At 72.1% G+C, this 13383-nt stretch carries 13 protein-coding genes and 1 pseudogene; 6 read left to right on the plus strand and 8 right to left on the minus strand.

Annotated features, from left to right (window positions below; genetic code table 11):
* Positions 1-44: 44 nt before the first annotated feature.
* The 4 genes and pseudogenes from MTQ10_RS19890 to MTQ10_RS19905 form a co-directional block, all read right to left on the minus strand.
* Positions 45-809: pseudogene (locus tag MTQ10_RS19890) on the minus strand (TerD family protein); the annotation flags it as partial.
* A 65-nt stretch (positions 810-874) separates the two neighbouring features.
* A complete protein-coding gene (locus MTQ10_RS19895) occupies positions 875-1453 on the minus strand; it encodes a TerD family protein (protein ID WP_247469953.1) in 579 nt (192 codons plus the stop codon).
* Between the two features lie 169 nt (positions 1454-1622).
* On the minus strand, positions 1623-3773 hold the full coding sequence (gene uvrB / locus MTQ10_RS19900; RefSeq protein WP_247469955.1) for an excinuclease ABC subunit UvrB: 2151 nt from the start codon (positions 3771-3773) through the stop codon (positions 1623-1625).
* A 40-nt stretch (positions 3774-3813) separates the two neighbouring features.
* Positions 3814-4686, minus strand: a complete 873-nt coding sequence (locus MTQ10_RS19905; RefSeq protein WP_247469956.1) for an MHYT domain-containing protein — start codon at positions 4684-4686, stop codon at positions 3814-3816.
* A 280-nt stretch (positions 4687-4966) separates the two neighbouring features.
* Between MTQ10_RS19905 and MTQ10_RS19910 the strand changes: the two genes are divergently transcribed.
* Together MTQ10_RS19910 and MTQ10_RS19915 are read left to right on the plus strand one after the other, a co-directional pair.
* Complete coding sequence (locus MTQ10_RS19910) at positions 4967-5842, plus strand: glycerophosphodiester phosphodiesterase (protein WP_247469958.1); 876 nt, start codon at positions 4967-4969, stop codon at positions 5840-5842.
* 72 nt (positions 5843-5914) lie between these two features.
* On the plus strand, positions 5915-6469 hold the full coding sequence (locus MTQ10_RS19915; protein WP_247469960.1) for a methylated-DNA--[protein]-cysteine S-methyltransferase: 555 nt from the start codon (positions 5915-5917) through the stop codon (positions 6467-6469).
* Positions 6470-6589: 120 nt separating this feature from the next.
* Here the strand turns inward: MTQ10_RS19915 and MTQ10_RS19920 are convergent, their stop codons facing one another.
* Complete coding sequence (locus tag MTQ10_RS19920; RefSeq protein ID WP_247469962.1) at positions 6590-7018, minus strand: VOC family protein; 429 nt, start codon at positions 7016-7018, stop codon at positions 6590-6592.
* Between the two features lie 97 nt (positions 7019-7115).
* On the opposite strand from MTQ10_RS19920, the gene MTQ10_RS19925 reads away from it, so the two are divergent.
* Both MTQ10_RS19925 and MTQ10_RS19930 read left to right on the plus strand, forming a co-directional pair.
* Entirely contained in the window at positions 7116-8024 is a 909-nt protein-coding gene (locus MTQ10_RS19925; RefSeq protein WP_247469964.1) for a pseudouridine-5'-phosphate glycosidase, read from the plus strand.
* A complete protein-coding gene (locus MTQ10_RS19930; RefSeq protein ID WP_247469966.1) occupies positions 8021-8947 on the plus strand; it encodes a carbohydrate kinase family protein in 927 nt (308 codons plus the stop codon). Before MTQ10_RS19925 ends, MTQ10_RS19930 begins: the two co-directional genes overlap by 4 nt.
* A 22-nt stretch (positions 8948-8969) precedes the next feature.
* Here MTQ10_RS19930 and MTQ10_RS19935 read toward each other — a convergent pair whose 3' ends face one another.
* A complete protein-coding gene (locus tag MTQ10_RS19935) occupies positions 8970-9767 on the minus strand; it encodes a methyltransferase domain-containing protein (RefSeq protein WP_247469975.1) in 798 nt (265 codons plus the stop codon).
* A gap of 373 nt (positions 9768-10140) precedes the next feature.
* Here MTQ10_RS19935 and MTQ10_RS19940 point away from each other — a divergent pair, with 373 nt between their 5' ends.
* Complete coding sequence (locus MTQ10_RS19940; protein WP_247469976.1) at positions 10141-11262, plus strand: magnesium and cobalt transport protein CorA; 1122 nt, start codon at positions 10141-10143, stop codon at positions 11260-11262.
* A 48-nt stretch (positions 11263-11310) separates the two neighbouring features.
* Here the strand turns inward: MTQ10_RS19940 and MTQ10_RS19945 are convergent, their stop codons facing one another.
* Together MTQ10_RS19945 and MTQ10_RS19950 are read right to left on the minus strand one after the other, a co-directional pair.
* Positions 11311-11745 carry a CBS domain-containing protein gene (locus MTQ10_RS19945; protein ID WP_247469977.1) on the minus strand — a complete coding sequence of 145 codons (435 nt, stop codon included), beginning with the start codon at positions 11743-11745 and terminating at the stop codon, positions 11311-11313.
* Positions 11746-11848: 103 nt separating this feature from the next.
* Positions 11849-12490 (minus strand): uridine kinase, encoded by a 642-nt coding sequence (locus MTQ10_RS19950; RefSeq protein WP_247469978.1) that lies wholly within the window; start codon positions 12488-12490, stop codon positions 11849-11851.
* 148 nt (positions 12491-12638) lie between these two features.
* Between MTQ10_RS19950 and MTQ10_RS19955 the strand changes: the two genes are divergently transcribed.
* Positions 12639-13355, plus strand: coding sequence for a DUF2293 domain-containing protein (locus MTQ10_RS19955; RefSeq protein ID WP_247469979.1), 717 nt, complete (start codon positions 12639-12641; stop codon positions 13353-13355).
* The last annotated feature ends 28 nt before the right edge of the window (positions 13356-13383 follow it).

Here is a 13383-nt window from a genome sequence, read left to right on the forward strand (position 1 = left end):
GCAGCGTGAGAGTTTTAAAAGAGACAGGGGTGCGTTTAGTCGACGGGACCGGCCCCGCCCGTCTGCGCCGGCCCGGCGGTCTGGCCGCTGCGGGCCGGGTCCGCGGGCCCGGCCTGCGGTGCGTCGTACGTGCCCGTCGTCTGCGGGGTCGGGCCGCTGCGGTCGCCGAGGCCCGTGGTGTCCGGGGCGGCAGCCGCGTGGCGGTGGGCGCGGTCGGTGTCGGCCGTGCCGGAGGCGGGCGCCGGGACGGCACGGGCGTGGCTGTGGGCGACGGCCGCCTGGATGCCGTCGGCGAGGGCACGGGCCTCGGCCAGCCCCTGGTCGGTGAGGAGTTCTGCCAGGCCGCCGGCGTATCCCTGGCCGACGGCGCGCACCTTCCAGGCGCCCTGACGCCGGTACAGCTCCAGGGCGACGACGGCGGACTCGGCATCCAGACCGGTGAGGGTGAAGGTGGCGACCTCGGTGCCGTCGACGCCGGTCACGGCGACGAACGGCGCGGCGACCGCGCCGAAACGGACCGGTCCGCGCCCGTCCGTGGGCAGGGCGAGCAGCACGTCGACGCGGTGCACGGTGTCCGCGACGGCGTCCAGGTCGACCGCGAGCCGGTGCTCGGCGGCTGCCTGCCGGGACACCTCCACGCCGGGGAGGGCGGGGGCGCCGGGGTGGGCGACCCACTCCACGCCCCGTACCGTGCCCTGCTCGTCGCTGAGGGTGGCGGCTGCCACGACCGGGGTGCCGGCCGAGATCCTGACTTCCAGGCGGACCTGGGTCAGCGGGTGGTTCTGCCCCCGCACCAGCTCGGCCGTCATCGCCTTCCGTCCCCCTGTGTCACCGTGTCGTCCGTGCCGTTCGCCTGTCCCTGCCCCCGGGTCCGCTACAGGAGCGGGAGGATGCTCGGCATCAGGTCCTGGAAGGTGCGGCCGTTGGCGGGGGTGCCGAGAGCGGTCATCGTCCAGCCGGTGCCCGCGCGGTGCACCTTGGCCATGATCTGCGCGGTGTAGGCGCCGCCGCCGGCGAGGGTGTAGCGGGCGAGTTCCTGCCCGTTGGTCTCGTCGACGAGGCGGCAGAACGCGTTCTGCACCTCCTGGAAGGTCTGGCCCGTGAAGGAGTTCACGGTGAAGACGATCTGGTCGATGTGGACCGGGACGCGCTGAAGGTCGACGAGGATGGCCTCGTCGTCGCCGCCCTGGCCGGCACCGCCGACGAGGTTGTCACCGGTGTGGCGCACGGAGCCGTCGTCGCTCACGAGGTGACGGAAGAAGACGACGTCCACGGGCTGCTTGTCCGCGAAGAGCACGGCGGAGGCGTCGAGGTCGATCTCCCGGGTACGGGAGCCGAACAGGCCGCGCCGGGGGGCTGCCTGCCAGCCGAGACCCATGCGGACCGCGGTCAGGCTGCCCCCGTCGTTCTTCTGCAGACTGATGGCCTGACCCTTGGTCATGTTGACGGTCACGCGGTGATTCCCCTCTCGAAACAGTCCCCTGTTGGCCGCAGAGTTCGCGGTTGACCAGCACCCTACGCAGGTCCGCCGACCGTACCGAACCCCGGTGCACTGTTTGTGTCGGTCTTGCAACACAGTGCGTGCCGTGCGGGGGCCCGGTCACGGGGCGGCCGACGAGGGGTCAGGCCAGGCCCGCTTCCTTCATCTGGCGCAGTTCCTTCTTCATCTCGGCGACCTCGTCGCGCAGCCGGGCCGCGATCTCGAACTGGAGGTCGGCGGCGGCGGCGCGCATGCGTTCCGTCAGCTCCTCGATCTGCTCGGCGAGTTCTGCGGCGGGTGTGGTGGTGGGCACGCCGTCCGCCGCTCTGCCCTTGGCGGGCTTGGTCTTCGCGGCCTTGCCGGCCTTCGCCTTGTCGCCGAGGGACGGCACGGGCGCCTTGGTGGGGCGGCCGTCCTTCTTGGCGCGGTAACCGGTGCCGAGCAGCTGCTCGGTGTCGACCTCCTCGCGGGCGATCTGCGCGACGATGTCGTTGATCTTCTTGCGCAGCGGCTGCGGGTCGATGCCGTTGGCCTCGTTGTACGCGATCTGCTTCTCGCGGCGCCGGTTGGTCTCGTCGATGGCCCGCTCCATCGCCGGGGTGATCTTGTCGGCGTACATGTGGACCTGGCCGGAGACGTTGCGCGCGGCCCGGCCGATGGTCTGGATGAGGGAGGTGCCGGACCGCAGGAAGCCTTCCTTGTCGGCGTCGAGGATGGCCACGAGGGACACCTCGGGCAGGTCGAGGCCCTCGCGCAGCAGGTTGATGCCGACCAGCACGTCGTACTCGCCGGCGCGCAGTTCGCGCAGCAGCTCCACGCGGCGCAGGGTGTCGACGTCGCTGTGCAGATAGCGCACCTGGATGCCCAGCTCCAGGAAGTAGTCGGTGAGGTCCTCGGCCATCTTCTTGGTGAGTGTGGTGACCAGGACGCGCTCGTCCTTCTCGGTGCGCTTGCGGATCTCGTGCACCAGGTCGTCGATCTGTCCCTCGGTGGGCTTGACGACGACCTCGGGGTCGACCAGGCCGGTGGGGCGGATGATCTGCTCGACGACGCCGTTGGACCGGGACAGTTCGTAGGTGCCGGGGGTGGCCGACAGATACACCGTCTGGCCGATGCGCTCCTGGAACTCCTCCCACTTCAGCGGCCGGTTGTCGAGGGCGGAGGGCAGCCGGAAACCGTGTTCGACGAGGGTCCGCTTGCGGGAGGCGTCGCCCTCGTACATCGCGCCGATCTGCGGCACGGTGACATGGGACTCGTCGATGACGAGGAGGAAGTCCTCGGGGAAGTAGTCGAGCAGGGTGTTGGGCGGGGTGCCGGGGGCGCGGCCGTCGAAGTGCATCGAGTAGTTCTCGACGCCGGAGCAGGTGCCGATCTGGCGGAGCATCTCGATGTCGTACGTCGTCCGCATGCGCAGGCGCTGCGCCTCCAGCAGCTTGCCCTGCTTCTCCAGCTCGGCCAGCCGCTCCGCCAGCTCCTTCTCGATGTCGTTGACGGCCCGCTCCATGCGTTCGGGGCCGGCGACGTAGTGCGAGGCGGGGAAGACGTACAGCAGCTGCTCGTCGCTGATGATCTCGCCGGTGAGGGGGTGGAGCGTGGTGAGCGCCTCGATCTCGTCGCCGAACATCTCGATGCGGACGGCCAGCTCCTCGTAGACCGGGAAGATCTCGATGGTGTCGCCGCGCACACGGAAGGTGCCGCGGGTGAACGCCATGTCGTTGCGCGTGTACTGGATGTCCACGAAGCGGCGCAGCAGCTCGTCCCGGTCGATCTCGTCGCCGACCCGCAGGGGGACCATCCGGTCGACGTACTCCTGCGGGGTGCCCAGGCCGTAGATGCAGGAGACGGAGGCCACCACGACGACGTCGCGCCGGGTGAGGAGCGAGTTGGTGGCGGAGTGCCGCAGCCGCTCCACCTCCTCGTTGATGGAGGAGTCCTTCTCGATGTAGGTGTCCGACTGCGGGACGTACGCCTCGGGCTGGTAGTAGTCGTAGTACGAGACGAAGTACTCGACGGCGTTGTTGGGGAGCAGCTCCCGGAACTCGTTGGCCAGCTGGGCGGCGAGCGTCTTGTTCGGCGCCATCACGAGGGTGGGGCGCTGGAGCTTCTCGATCATCCACGCGGTGGTGGCGGACTTGCCGGTGCCGGTCGCGCCCAGCAGGACGACGTCCTTCTCACCGGCCTCGATACGGCGGGCCAGGTCGGCGATGGCCGCCGGCTGGTCACCGCTGGGCTGGTAGGGGCTGACGACCTCGAAGGGCGCCACCGTGCGTTCGATGTGGGAAACGGGCCGCATGAACCCACCGTACGACCCACCACTGACAATGCGGCCTCGGTCAGCGGCTCTGCGGGCTGCGGACCCGGCGTCGGCCCAGGTCACGGCGCGGGCGCGGGCCCGGGCGGCGGGCGGTGTGCGCGGCGTGGGCCCGGGCGGGGACGCCGGGTTCGGGCTCGGGCGGGGCCTGGCGGGGGCTGCCGGTGACCGTCTTCGGGTCGAGGAGGACGACGGCGGCGGCGAGGCAGAGGAAGGTGAGCGGGCCGATCAGCATGGGGGCGAGCAGGCTCGCGGGCGAGTCACCGACGGTGGGTGACCCCGTCGCGTGGAGGTGGACGCTGACGCCGGCCCTGGCCGTGTAGTGCATGCCGCTGACGGCGACACCCATGATGAGGGCGGCGCCCACGCTCCACCACCATCCCCGGACCTGGCCGGCGGCCCACAGTGCGGCGGTGGCGGCAGCCATGCCTATGACGACGGAGGCGGCGACGCTGGGCGTGTCGTACTCGATCCGTCCGTCCAGGCGCATACCGGCCATGCCCAGGTAGTGCATGGACGCGATGCCCAGCCCGGTGACGGTGCCGCCGGTGAACAGGGCGGCGCCGCGAGGGCGCGGCCCCTGGTAGCCGACGATGAAGATGCCGACGCCGATCATGACGACGGCGAGGCCGAGGCTGGCGAACGTGGTCGGCTTGTCGTAGTGGATGGGCGCCTCGGCGACGGTGAAGCCCATCATCGCGATGAAGTGCATGGTCCAGATGCCGGAGCCGATGGCGGCGGAGGCGAGGGCGAGCCAGCCGGGCCGCCATGAGCCCGCGACACGCCGAACTCTGGTGGTGCAGCGAAGTCCGAGGGCGCTGCCGAGGCAGGCCATGAGGTAGGCCACCAGCGGCGTGACGAGTCCGTAGGTGAAACCGTCGACCGTGCCCTGCATGCGCGGCTGCCCTTCCGCCCTGTTCCGTCCCGGAATCCACTGAAAAAAGCACCCTCCCAGCGCCGCGCGAGCGGTCAGGGCCGAGTGCGAAGAGTATGACGTCCACCGGAATGGTCGAACGATTTTCCGGCAAAGAATCACGCCGCTGCCGCAGATGTGCGGCACCAGTGAGCGGACTTGAGCAACACCGTTCGAGATGTGGCCGTCCTGCACCCCTCCGTCGTTCACACTCTGCTGTCAGAGTTGAGCTGTCCGTGATCGCTCGACGCGAGGAGTACGCATGCACGCGCGCGCAGTTGCCGCCACGACCACCGCGCTCCTGGCCACCACCTGCCTCCTGGTCGCCGCGCCCGGCGCCCGGGCCGACGACCTCGGCGCCCCGCCGACGGTCGTCGCCCACCGGGGCGCTTCCGCCTACGCTCCCGAGAACACGCTGGCCGCCGTGGACAAGGCGGCCGAACTCGGCATCCGCTGGGTGGAGAACGACGTCCAGCGCACCAAGGACGGCGAACTCGTGGTGATCCACGACGACAACCTCAAGCGCACCACCGACGCGGAGGAGGTCTTCCCCGACCGTGCGCCGTGGAAGGTGAAGGACTTCACCGCCGCGGAGATCGCCCGGCTGGACGCCGGCAGCTGGTTCGGAGCCGCCTACGCGGGCGCGCGTGTGCCGACGCTGACGCAGTATCTGAGGCGCGTGGAGCGCAACCGGCAGCAGCTGCTGTTGGAGATCAAGAACCCGGAGCTGTATCCGGGGATCGAGCAGCAGACGCTGAAGGTGCTCGCCAACCAGGGCTGGCTGGACCGGGCGCATGTGGAGAGCCGGCTGGTGGTGCAGAGCTTCAGCGCGGACAGCATCCGCGCGGTGCACGATCTGAAGCCGGCGGTGAAGACGGGCTTCCTGGGCACGCCGGCCGTCGCCGACCTGCCCACGTACGCCGCCTTCACCGATCAGATCAACCCGTCCTACGGAACGATCTCCGCAGGCTATGTGGCCGCGGTGCACGCCTTCACCGGGGCACACGGCAAGGCGATGGAAGTCTTCACGTGGACCGTCGACGACGCGGCGAACGCGCAGCGGGTGGCCGGTTACGGCGTCGACGGCATCATCACCAACAAGCCGGACGTGGTCCGCGACGCTGTCTCGGGCGACTGACGGGACGCCCCGTGGAGCGGCGCGCGGCCCGCTCCACGGGGCGCTGTCGGTGCCGGGCCGTACGGTGGCCGTATGAACAGCGATGGGCAGGTCGAGCAACGGGTCGTGTGGGCGGTCGTCGGCACGGACATCGGTCCGCTGCTGCTCGCGGCCACCGGTGCGGGGCTGGTCCGTGTCGTGTTCCACGCGTCGGACGCGGTGCGGGAGCGGGCGGTGCGGCAGCTGGCGGAGCGTCTGGGGACCGAACCCGTGGAGGATCCGGCCTCGCCGCTGCTGGCCGAGGCGATACGCCAGGTGGAGGCGTACTTCTCCGGTGCGCGGCGCACCTTCGAGCTGCCGCTGGACTGGTCGCTGGTGTCGGGTTTCAACCGCCAGGTGCTGCGCGAGCTGGCCTGTGGCGTGCCGTTCGGCACGGTCGTGGGGTACGGCGATCTCGCCCGTCGGGTGGGGCAGCCGGGGGCGGCGCAGGCGGTGGGGCTGGCGATGGGCGCCAATCCGCTGCCGGTGGTGGTGCCCTGTCATCGCGTCGTGGAGAGCGACGGCGGGATCGGCGGTTTCGGGGGCGGCCTGGAGACGAAGCGGAAGCTGCTCGCCCTGGAAGGGGTGCTGCCGGAGCCGCTGTTCTGACGGGGGCTTTGGGCGCCGCCCCGCTCGCGACGGCCGGGCGGGGCCTCCGGCGGGAAAGGGCCGGGTGCGGCGCAGGCCGGCCGGAGAGGCGCTCCGGCCGGCCGGCGGGATCGGCTCGGGTCAGTCGTAGTGGCGTACTTCCATGACGTTGCCGTCGGGGTCGCGGAAGTAGACGTTGCGGGCGGCCCGGCCGCGCGCTCCGAAAGAGTTGTGGGAGACGCCGGACATCGGCACGGCCCGCTCACGGAGCCGTTCCAGCAGCGCGTCGAAGGCGGTTTCCGTCACGGACAGGCAGATGTGGTTGACGGGGTGTCCTGTGCTGCCGTCGGCGCCGGGGACCATGGTCAGCCGCGGTGCCCGCGCCACCGGCATGAGGTCGATGATGGTCTCGTCGCTGACCCGAACGGACGGGAAGGGTGCCTCCCCGTTCTTGTGCTCGGTGAGGCGCACCGGCTCCAGTCCGAGCACATCCTGGTAGAAGGCGGTGGAGGCGGCGGGGTCGCGCACCCAGAGCACGACATGGTCGAGACGCGTGGAGTTGTCCGTCATGCCTCCAGGCTGCTTTCGGTCCGTGGGGCTCACAAGGGTTTGACCGGCCAAGCTGATCGCCAGAGATGAGGGAGGACCGACAGACAGGAGGCAGACCGTGGTGCTGATGGTGTCGGAAGAGGTGCGGGAGGCGCTCGACGCGGGCCGGCCGGTGGTGGCACTGGAGTCCACGATCATCGCGCACGGGCTGCCGCGCCCGAGGAACCTCCAGGTGGCGCTGGAGCTGGAGGCCGCGGTACGGGGCGAGGGTGCCGTGCCTGCGACGATCGCCGTGCTGGACGGGCGGCCGCGGGTGGGGCTGGACAAGGGGCAGCTGGAGCGGGTCGCCAACGAGGACGGCATCCGCAAACTGGGCCACCGTGATCTGCCGCTGGCGGTGGCGGCCGGGGCGAGCGGGGCGACCACGGTGTCGGCGACCGCGCACCTGGCGGCGCTCGCCGGGGTGCGGGTCTTCGCGACGGGCGGTCTGGGCGGGGTGCACCGGCAGTGGACGGTCACCCAGGACGAGTCGGCCGATCTGGGTCTGCTGGCGCGCACCCGGATCACGGTGGTGTGCGCGGGCGTGAAATCGATCCTGGACGTTCCGGCGACGCTGCAACGGCTGGAGACGCTGGGCGTCGCGGTCGCCGGTTACGGCACGGACCGTTTCCCCGGCTTCTACCTCTCCGACTCGGGGCATCCCGTGGACTGGCGGCTCGACACGCCGGAGCAGGTCGCCGAGGTGATGCGGGCCCAGGACGCGCTCGGCGGGGGCGGGTCGGCGCTGATCGTCGCCAATCCGGTGCCCGAGGCGGAGCAGCTGGATCCGGAGGTCCACGCACGTGTGCTCGAGGACGCGCTGCGGGCGTGCGACGAGCAGGGGGTGACCGGACAGGGCGTCACGCCGTTCCTGCTGGACCATCTGGTGCGTCACACCGACGGCGCCTCGCTGAGCGCCAACCTGGCGGCGGTACGGGGCAATGTGCGGCTGGCCGGGCGGATCGCGGCGGCCTGGGCGGGGGCGTGACGGGCGGGCCGCACGGCGCGCTGCTGGTCGTCGGGGATGTCGTCACCGACGTGGTGGCCCTGCACCGGGGGCCGCTGGCCACGGGCACGGACACGGCGGCGGTGATCCGCACGCTGCCCGGTGGCGCGGGTGCCAACGTGGCCTGCTGGGCGGCCCGCCGCGGGTGCGGGGAGGTACGGCTCCTCGGCCGGGTCGGCGCGGACGCGGCGGCGTGGCACGAGCGGGAGCTGTCGGCCTGCGGGGTGCGTCCCAGGCTCGTGGTGGATGCGGAGGCGCCGACGGGCACGGTCATCTGCCTGGTCGACGAGGGGTCCGCGGCGGAGCGGACGTTCCTCACCGACAGCGGGGCGTCGCTGCGCCTGACGTCCGACGACTGGTCGGACGGGCTGCTGGACGGGGTGACGCGGCTGCATCTGTCGGGCTATCTGCTGTTCTCCGAACGGAGCAGGGCGCTGCTGTCGACGGCGCTCGCGGCGGCACGCGCGCGTGGCGTGCCGGTGAGTCTCGATCCGGCGTCGGCCGGGTTCCTGACGGAGCTGGGGGCCGACCGTTTCCTCGCACTCGTGGACGGGGTGGAGGTGCTGCTGCCCAGCCGTGACGAGGCGTGCCTGCTGACCGGCCTGTCCGATGCGGGCGACGCGGCGGCGGCGCTGAGCCGCCGGGTGCCGCTGGTCGTCGCGAAGCTCGGCCCGCTGGGGGCGCTGGTGGCGCGGGGCGGTGCCGTCACGGCGCGGGTCCCGGCCGTACCGGCCGAGCCCCGGGACACGACCGGCGCCGGAGACGCCTTCACGGGTGCGTTTCTCGCCGCGCTCCTCGCCGGTGCCGCGCCCGAGGCCGCGGCGGCGGAGGGCTGCCGGGCGGGCGCGGAGGCGGTGGAACGGGTGGGCGGCAGGCCCGCGGCCGACGGTGAGGACGTCTGCTGACGTGGTGTGACCTCGGGGAGGGTCAGGCCTTCCGCCCCCATGCCGAGATCATCGGGGCGGTGGCCAGGTCCATGCTGCCGGAGGAGATGTTGGCGAGGTGCCGGTCGATCTCCTCGTCGGTGGCGAGGCCCGCGGTGACGAGCCGGCCGCGGATCTGACGGACGGTCGCGGACTCCAGTGCCACGCAGGCGGGCGACGCCAGCGGGAAGTAGGCATCGGCCTCGACGCGCCGCAGTCCGGCCTCGCGCAGCAGTCGCGGCAGCCGGCGGCCGTAGGAGAGGTCGGCGCCGCGCCGGTCGAGCAGGGTGCGGAAGGCATGCCGCAGCCGGTTGGCCAGTTTCTGTTCGGGCCCGGACTCGTCGGGGCAGACGAGCGGCTGCAGGGCGGGGTCGGCGTCCTCAACGAGCAGCCGCCCGCCGGGCCGCAGCGACCTCACCATGGACGCCAGCGCGCGGTCACGGTCCGGTACGTGGACGAGTACGAGCCGGGCGTGCACCAGGTCGAAGCCCTCCGCGGGAGGTTCCTCGGCGCCGACGTCGTGGACGCGTACCTCGACGGGCGGGCGGGCCACGGGGGTGAGTTGTGTGGTGTCGATGTCGGTGGCGAACACCTTCCCGGTGGGCCCGACCTTCTTGGCGAGCCAGGACACCACCGAAGTGCCGCCGGCCCCGACCTCCCAGCACCGCCAGCCGGGGCCGACGCCCAGGGCCTCCAGGTGCCGGAACGTGGTGGGGTCGAAGAGTTCGGCGAAGGCGGCGAAGCGCTCCGCCGCCTCGCTCTGGCGGTTTTCGAGCAGGTACCCGTCGTCGGTTCGCGTCATGTTCCGATCATCCCAGTTGCCCGGATCATCACGCCGGGGCGACGCTCCGTGTCCGGTCCACGGGGCCCGGCCAGGATACGCCGGGCGCGGGGACGCCGGTTTGTGCGGGCCCTCGGGCGCCGTCACCGAGATCCGTGCCGCGGCCCGCCGACTCGCCCGGCTCGAGCGGTCGGGGCGCCGCCGGGTCGGGGGTCCGGGAGTGGCAGCGGGTCCGGCGCTCGGGGTGCCGCGGCTGTTCTTCCACAGGCGGGAACCAAGCGGAATCCGTGCTTTCCACAGGCCCGCCCGCGCCCTGCTGCGTCCTGGCACACTGGCGCGACCAGGCACGGCAGCGGCGGTGCGCCGCTCGGGAGATCCGCACGGGGGGTTCGGTATGTCGATGGCCGGGAATCTGCGGAAGGTCACGGACCGGGTCGGCGGGCTGCGCAGGGTGGCGCGGCTGGCGCGGCGGCGCCCCCGTGTCGACCTCAGCCATCCGGCACGGTCCCCGCTGGGCTCCTCGGTGGTCAAGTGCGTGACGTACCGGGACGGTGTGCGCCTGCCCGGCGGTGAGGATCTGATCGAGTCGGTGCGGACGGTCCGCAAGAGCGGGGACGGTTTCGTCTGGCTGGGGCTGCACGAGCCGACGAACGACGAGTTCGCGGGCATCGCCGAGCTGTTCGATCTGCATCCGCTGGCGGTGGAGGACGCGGTCGAGGCGCACCAGCGGCCGAAGGTGGAGCGGTACGACGACACGCTGTTCGCGGTGTTCAAGACGGTCTGCTACATCGAGCACGAGGAGCTGACCGAGACGAGCGAGGTGGTGGGAACCGGCGAGATCATGGTGTTCGTCGGTGTGGACTTCGTGGTCACCGTGCGGCACGGCCGGCACGGTTCGCTCGGCCCGTTGCGCGAGGAGCTGGAGGCGCATCCGGGACAGCTGGCCAAGGGGCCGTCGGCGGTGCTGCACGCGGTCGCCGACCATGTCGTGGACGAGTATCTGCATGTCATCGACGCGGTGCAGCTGGACATCGAGCAGGTCGAGACGGATGTGTTCACGGAGGGCGGCGCGCGGGCCGACCCGGGGCGGATCTATCAGCTGAAACGTGAGCTGCTGGAGCTGAAGCGGGCGGTGATCCCGCTCGGCCGGCCGCTGCTGGATCTCGCGGACCGGCCGACGCGGGTCGTCGAACCGGAGATACAGGCCTACTTCCGTGATGTGTCCGACCATCTGCTGCGGGCGACCGAGCAGATCGCCGCGTTCGACGAGCTGCTGAACTCCATCCTCCAGGCGCACCTGGCGCAGGTGACGGTGGCGCAGAACGAGGACATGCGGAAGATCACGGCGTGGGCGGCGGTGATCGCCGTACCGACGATGGTGTGCGGTGTGTACGGCATGAACTTCGATCACATGCCGGAGCTGCACTGGAGGTTCGGCTACGGCCTGGTGATCGGTGTGACAGCCGTGGCCTGTCTGGCGCTGTACCGGGGATTCCGGCGCAACGGCTGGCTGTGACCGGCCGTCGCCGCCCGCCACGCGGGAACGGCGACGCATCCGGCCGCCTCACAGATTCGAGGTACCGCCGCCCGCGTAGACGTGCTCGGCCCAGGCGCCGACCTGTTCCTCCGTCAGATGCCGGGCGAGGTCGGCCTCGCTGATCATGCCGACGAGGCGCTTGTTCTCGATGACGGGAAGGCGGCGGATCTGGTGCTCCTGCATCTCCTGGAGCACCTCGCTGACGTCGGCGCTCGCGTCGATCCAGCGAGGGGTGCCCTGGGCGAGGTCACCGGCGGTGACCCGGGACGGGTCGTGGCCCAGCGCGACACAGCCGACGACGATGTCGCGGTCGGTGAGGATGCCGCAGAGCCGCTCGTTCTCGTCGCTGATGGGCAGGACACCGACGCCCAGTTCACGCATCAGCTGCGCGGCGCGGTCCAGGGTCTCGTGAGCGGGGATCCACTGGGCGCCCCGGTGCATGATGTCTCCGGCGGTGGTCATGGAGTACCTCCCTGTGCCGGACGGCCGGCGCGGCGCGGGACGCACCGCTGTCCCGGCGTCCTCAATTCTCGTCGCGCCGGTCCCCGCCCGCACCTCGCGCGGGTCAGCTTCTGAAGCCGCTCCAGGCCGGATGCCGGGGATCGTCGGCGCGGACCAGGACATCGGCCGTGCCGGCCGGGTCGGTCTCCTGCTCGTAGCGCGCGTAGGCGGGGAGCGTCCAGTGGTCCGCCTCGGGGGTACGGCGGCGCAGGGCGGCCGGCGAGAGGAGGACGTGCACGGAGAGATCGAAAGGGAACCAGTGCCGCAGAAGGAGGGGGCCGTGGAGCAACAGGACGCCGCCGGGCGGGAGCTGCACGTAGGCGCTGCGGGTGGCCCGGTCCGTGACCGGATCGCGCAGGTCGGGCAGGACACGCCCGTCACCGTCGGGGTCGAGCGGGCCGAACACCTCGCGCCACAGGGCACCGGTGTCGAACCAGCCGTCGTAGTAGGCCTCCACGTCCTCACGCCCGTGCTCCAGGCGGAGCGAAGCGGGACGCAGGAACCCGTGCGTGCCGACGACGAGGCAGGGCCGGCCGCGTGTCCGCAGTGCCTCGGCGACCAGCTCGGCGAGGTCTCCGGGCCGGGCGGCGGGCGCGCCGTCGAGGGCGACGCGGGGCCGTTGACCGCCATCGGCCGGCTCCAGGCCGAGCAGCCGCTCGGCGAGACGGTCGGCGAGCCGCTCCCAGGTGATCGCTTCGAGTCGCACAGGCCCATCATGCGCCGTCGGGGTCCTGCCACCGGGGCCGGCCCCGGTGGGGCGGCCGTGGCTGCTGTTGTGGGGGTGCGGGGTGAGGAGAGTGCGGCGGTCAGGGGCCGGTGATGGGGTGCGGCGCGCGCTGGGGAAGGAACCGGGTATGGCCGTCACCGTCGTTCCCGGCGCTGCTCCCCGCCCTCGTGGTGGACCTGTGGTCGTGCAGCCGCTGCGGCGCAAGCACTGCGCTGCCTGCCGGCGTGGCCCTCTGCCACTGCTGGTGCTGGAGGAGGGCGCGCCGCGCTGTCTGGACTGCGCTGACCTCGGGCATCTGGTGTTCCTGCCGCGCGGGGACACGGCACTGACCCGTAGATCGCGGGAGGAGAGCGGCCTGTCGGCGGTGGTCGTGCGCTTCAACCGGCGCAAGGGGCGCTACGAGCGGCAGGGCGTCCTTGTCGAAGAGGCGGCGCTGGCCCGGGCCGAGGAGCGCTGTCTGGCGGACGCGGAGGCGCGGCGACGGCGACGCGCGCGGGACGCACGGCGGCGGGCGGTGCAGGACGCGCGGTTCGCGGAGGCGTTCGCGGCGGAGATCCTCAGGATTTTCCCCCGCTGCCCACCGGACCGGGCCCGGGCGATCGCCGCGCACGCCTCGGTGCGGGGCAGCGGCCGGGTCGGCCGCAGCGCGGAGGGGCGGGCCCTGTCCGAGCGGGCCGTGGTGTCAGCTGTGGTGGCGTCCGTACGGCACCTGGAGACGCCGTACGACACGCTGCTGATGAGCGGCGTCGCGCGGCACGAGGCGCGGCGCCGGATCGCGGCCGGTGTGGAGGCGGTGCTGCGCGAGTGGGGGTGGCAGGGCCCAGGACTCGGCGCGCCTCGGTGAGCTGCGGCGGGATGGGGGCGGGCTGGGG

Origin of the sequence: Streptomyces sp. XM83C, assembly GCF_023072675.1 — a bacterium.
Taxonomy (GTDB): Bacteria; Actinomycetota; Actinomycetes; order Streptomycetales; family Streptomycetaceae; genus Streptomyces; species Streptomyces thermocoprophilus.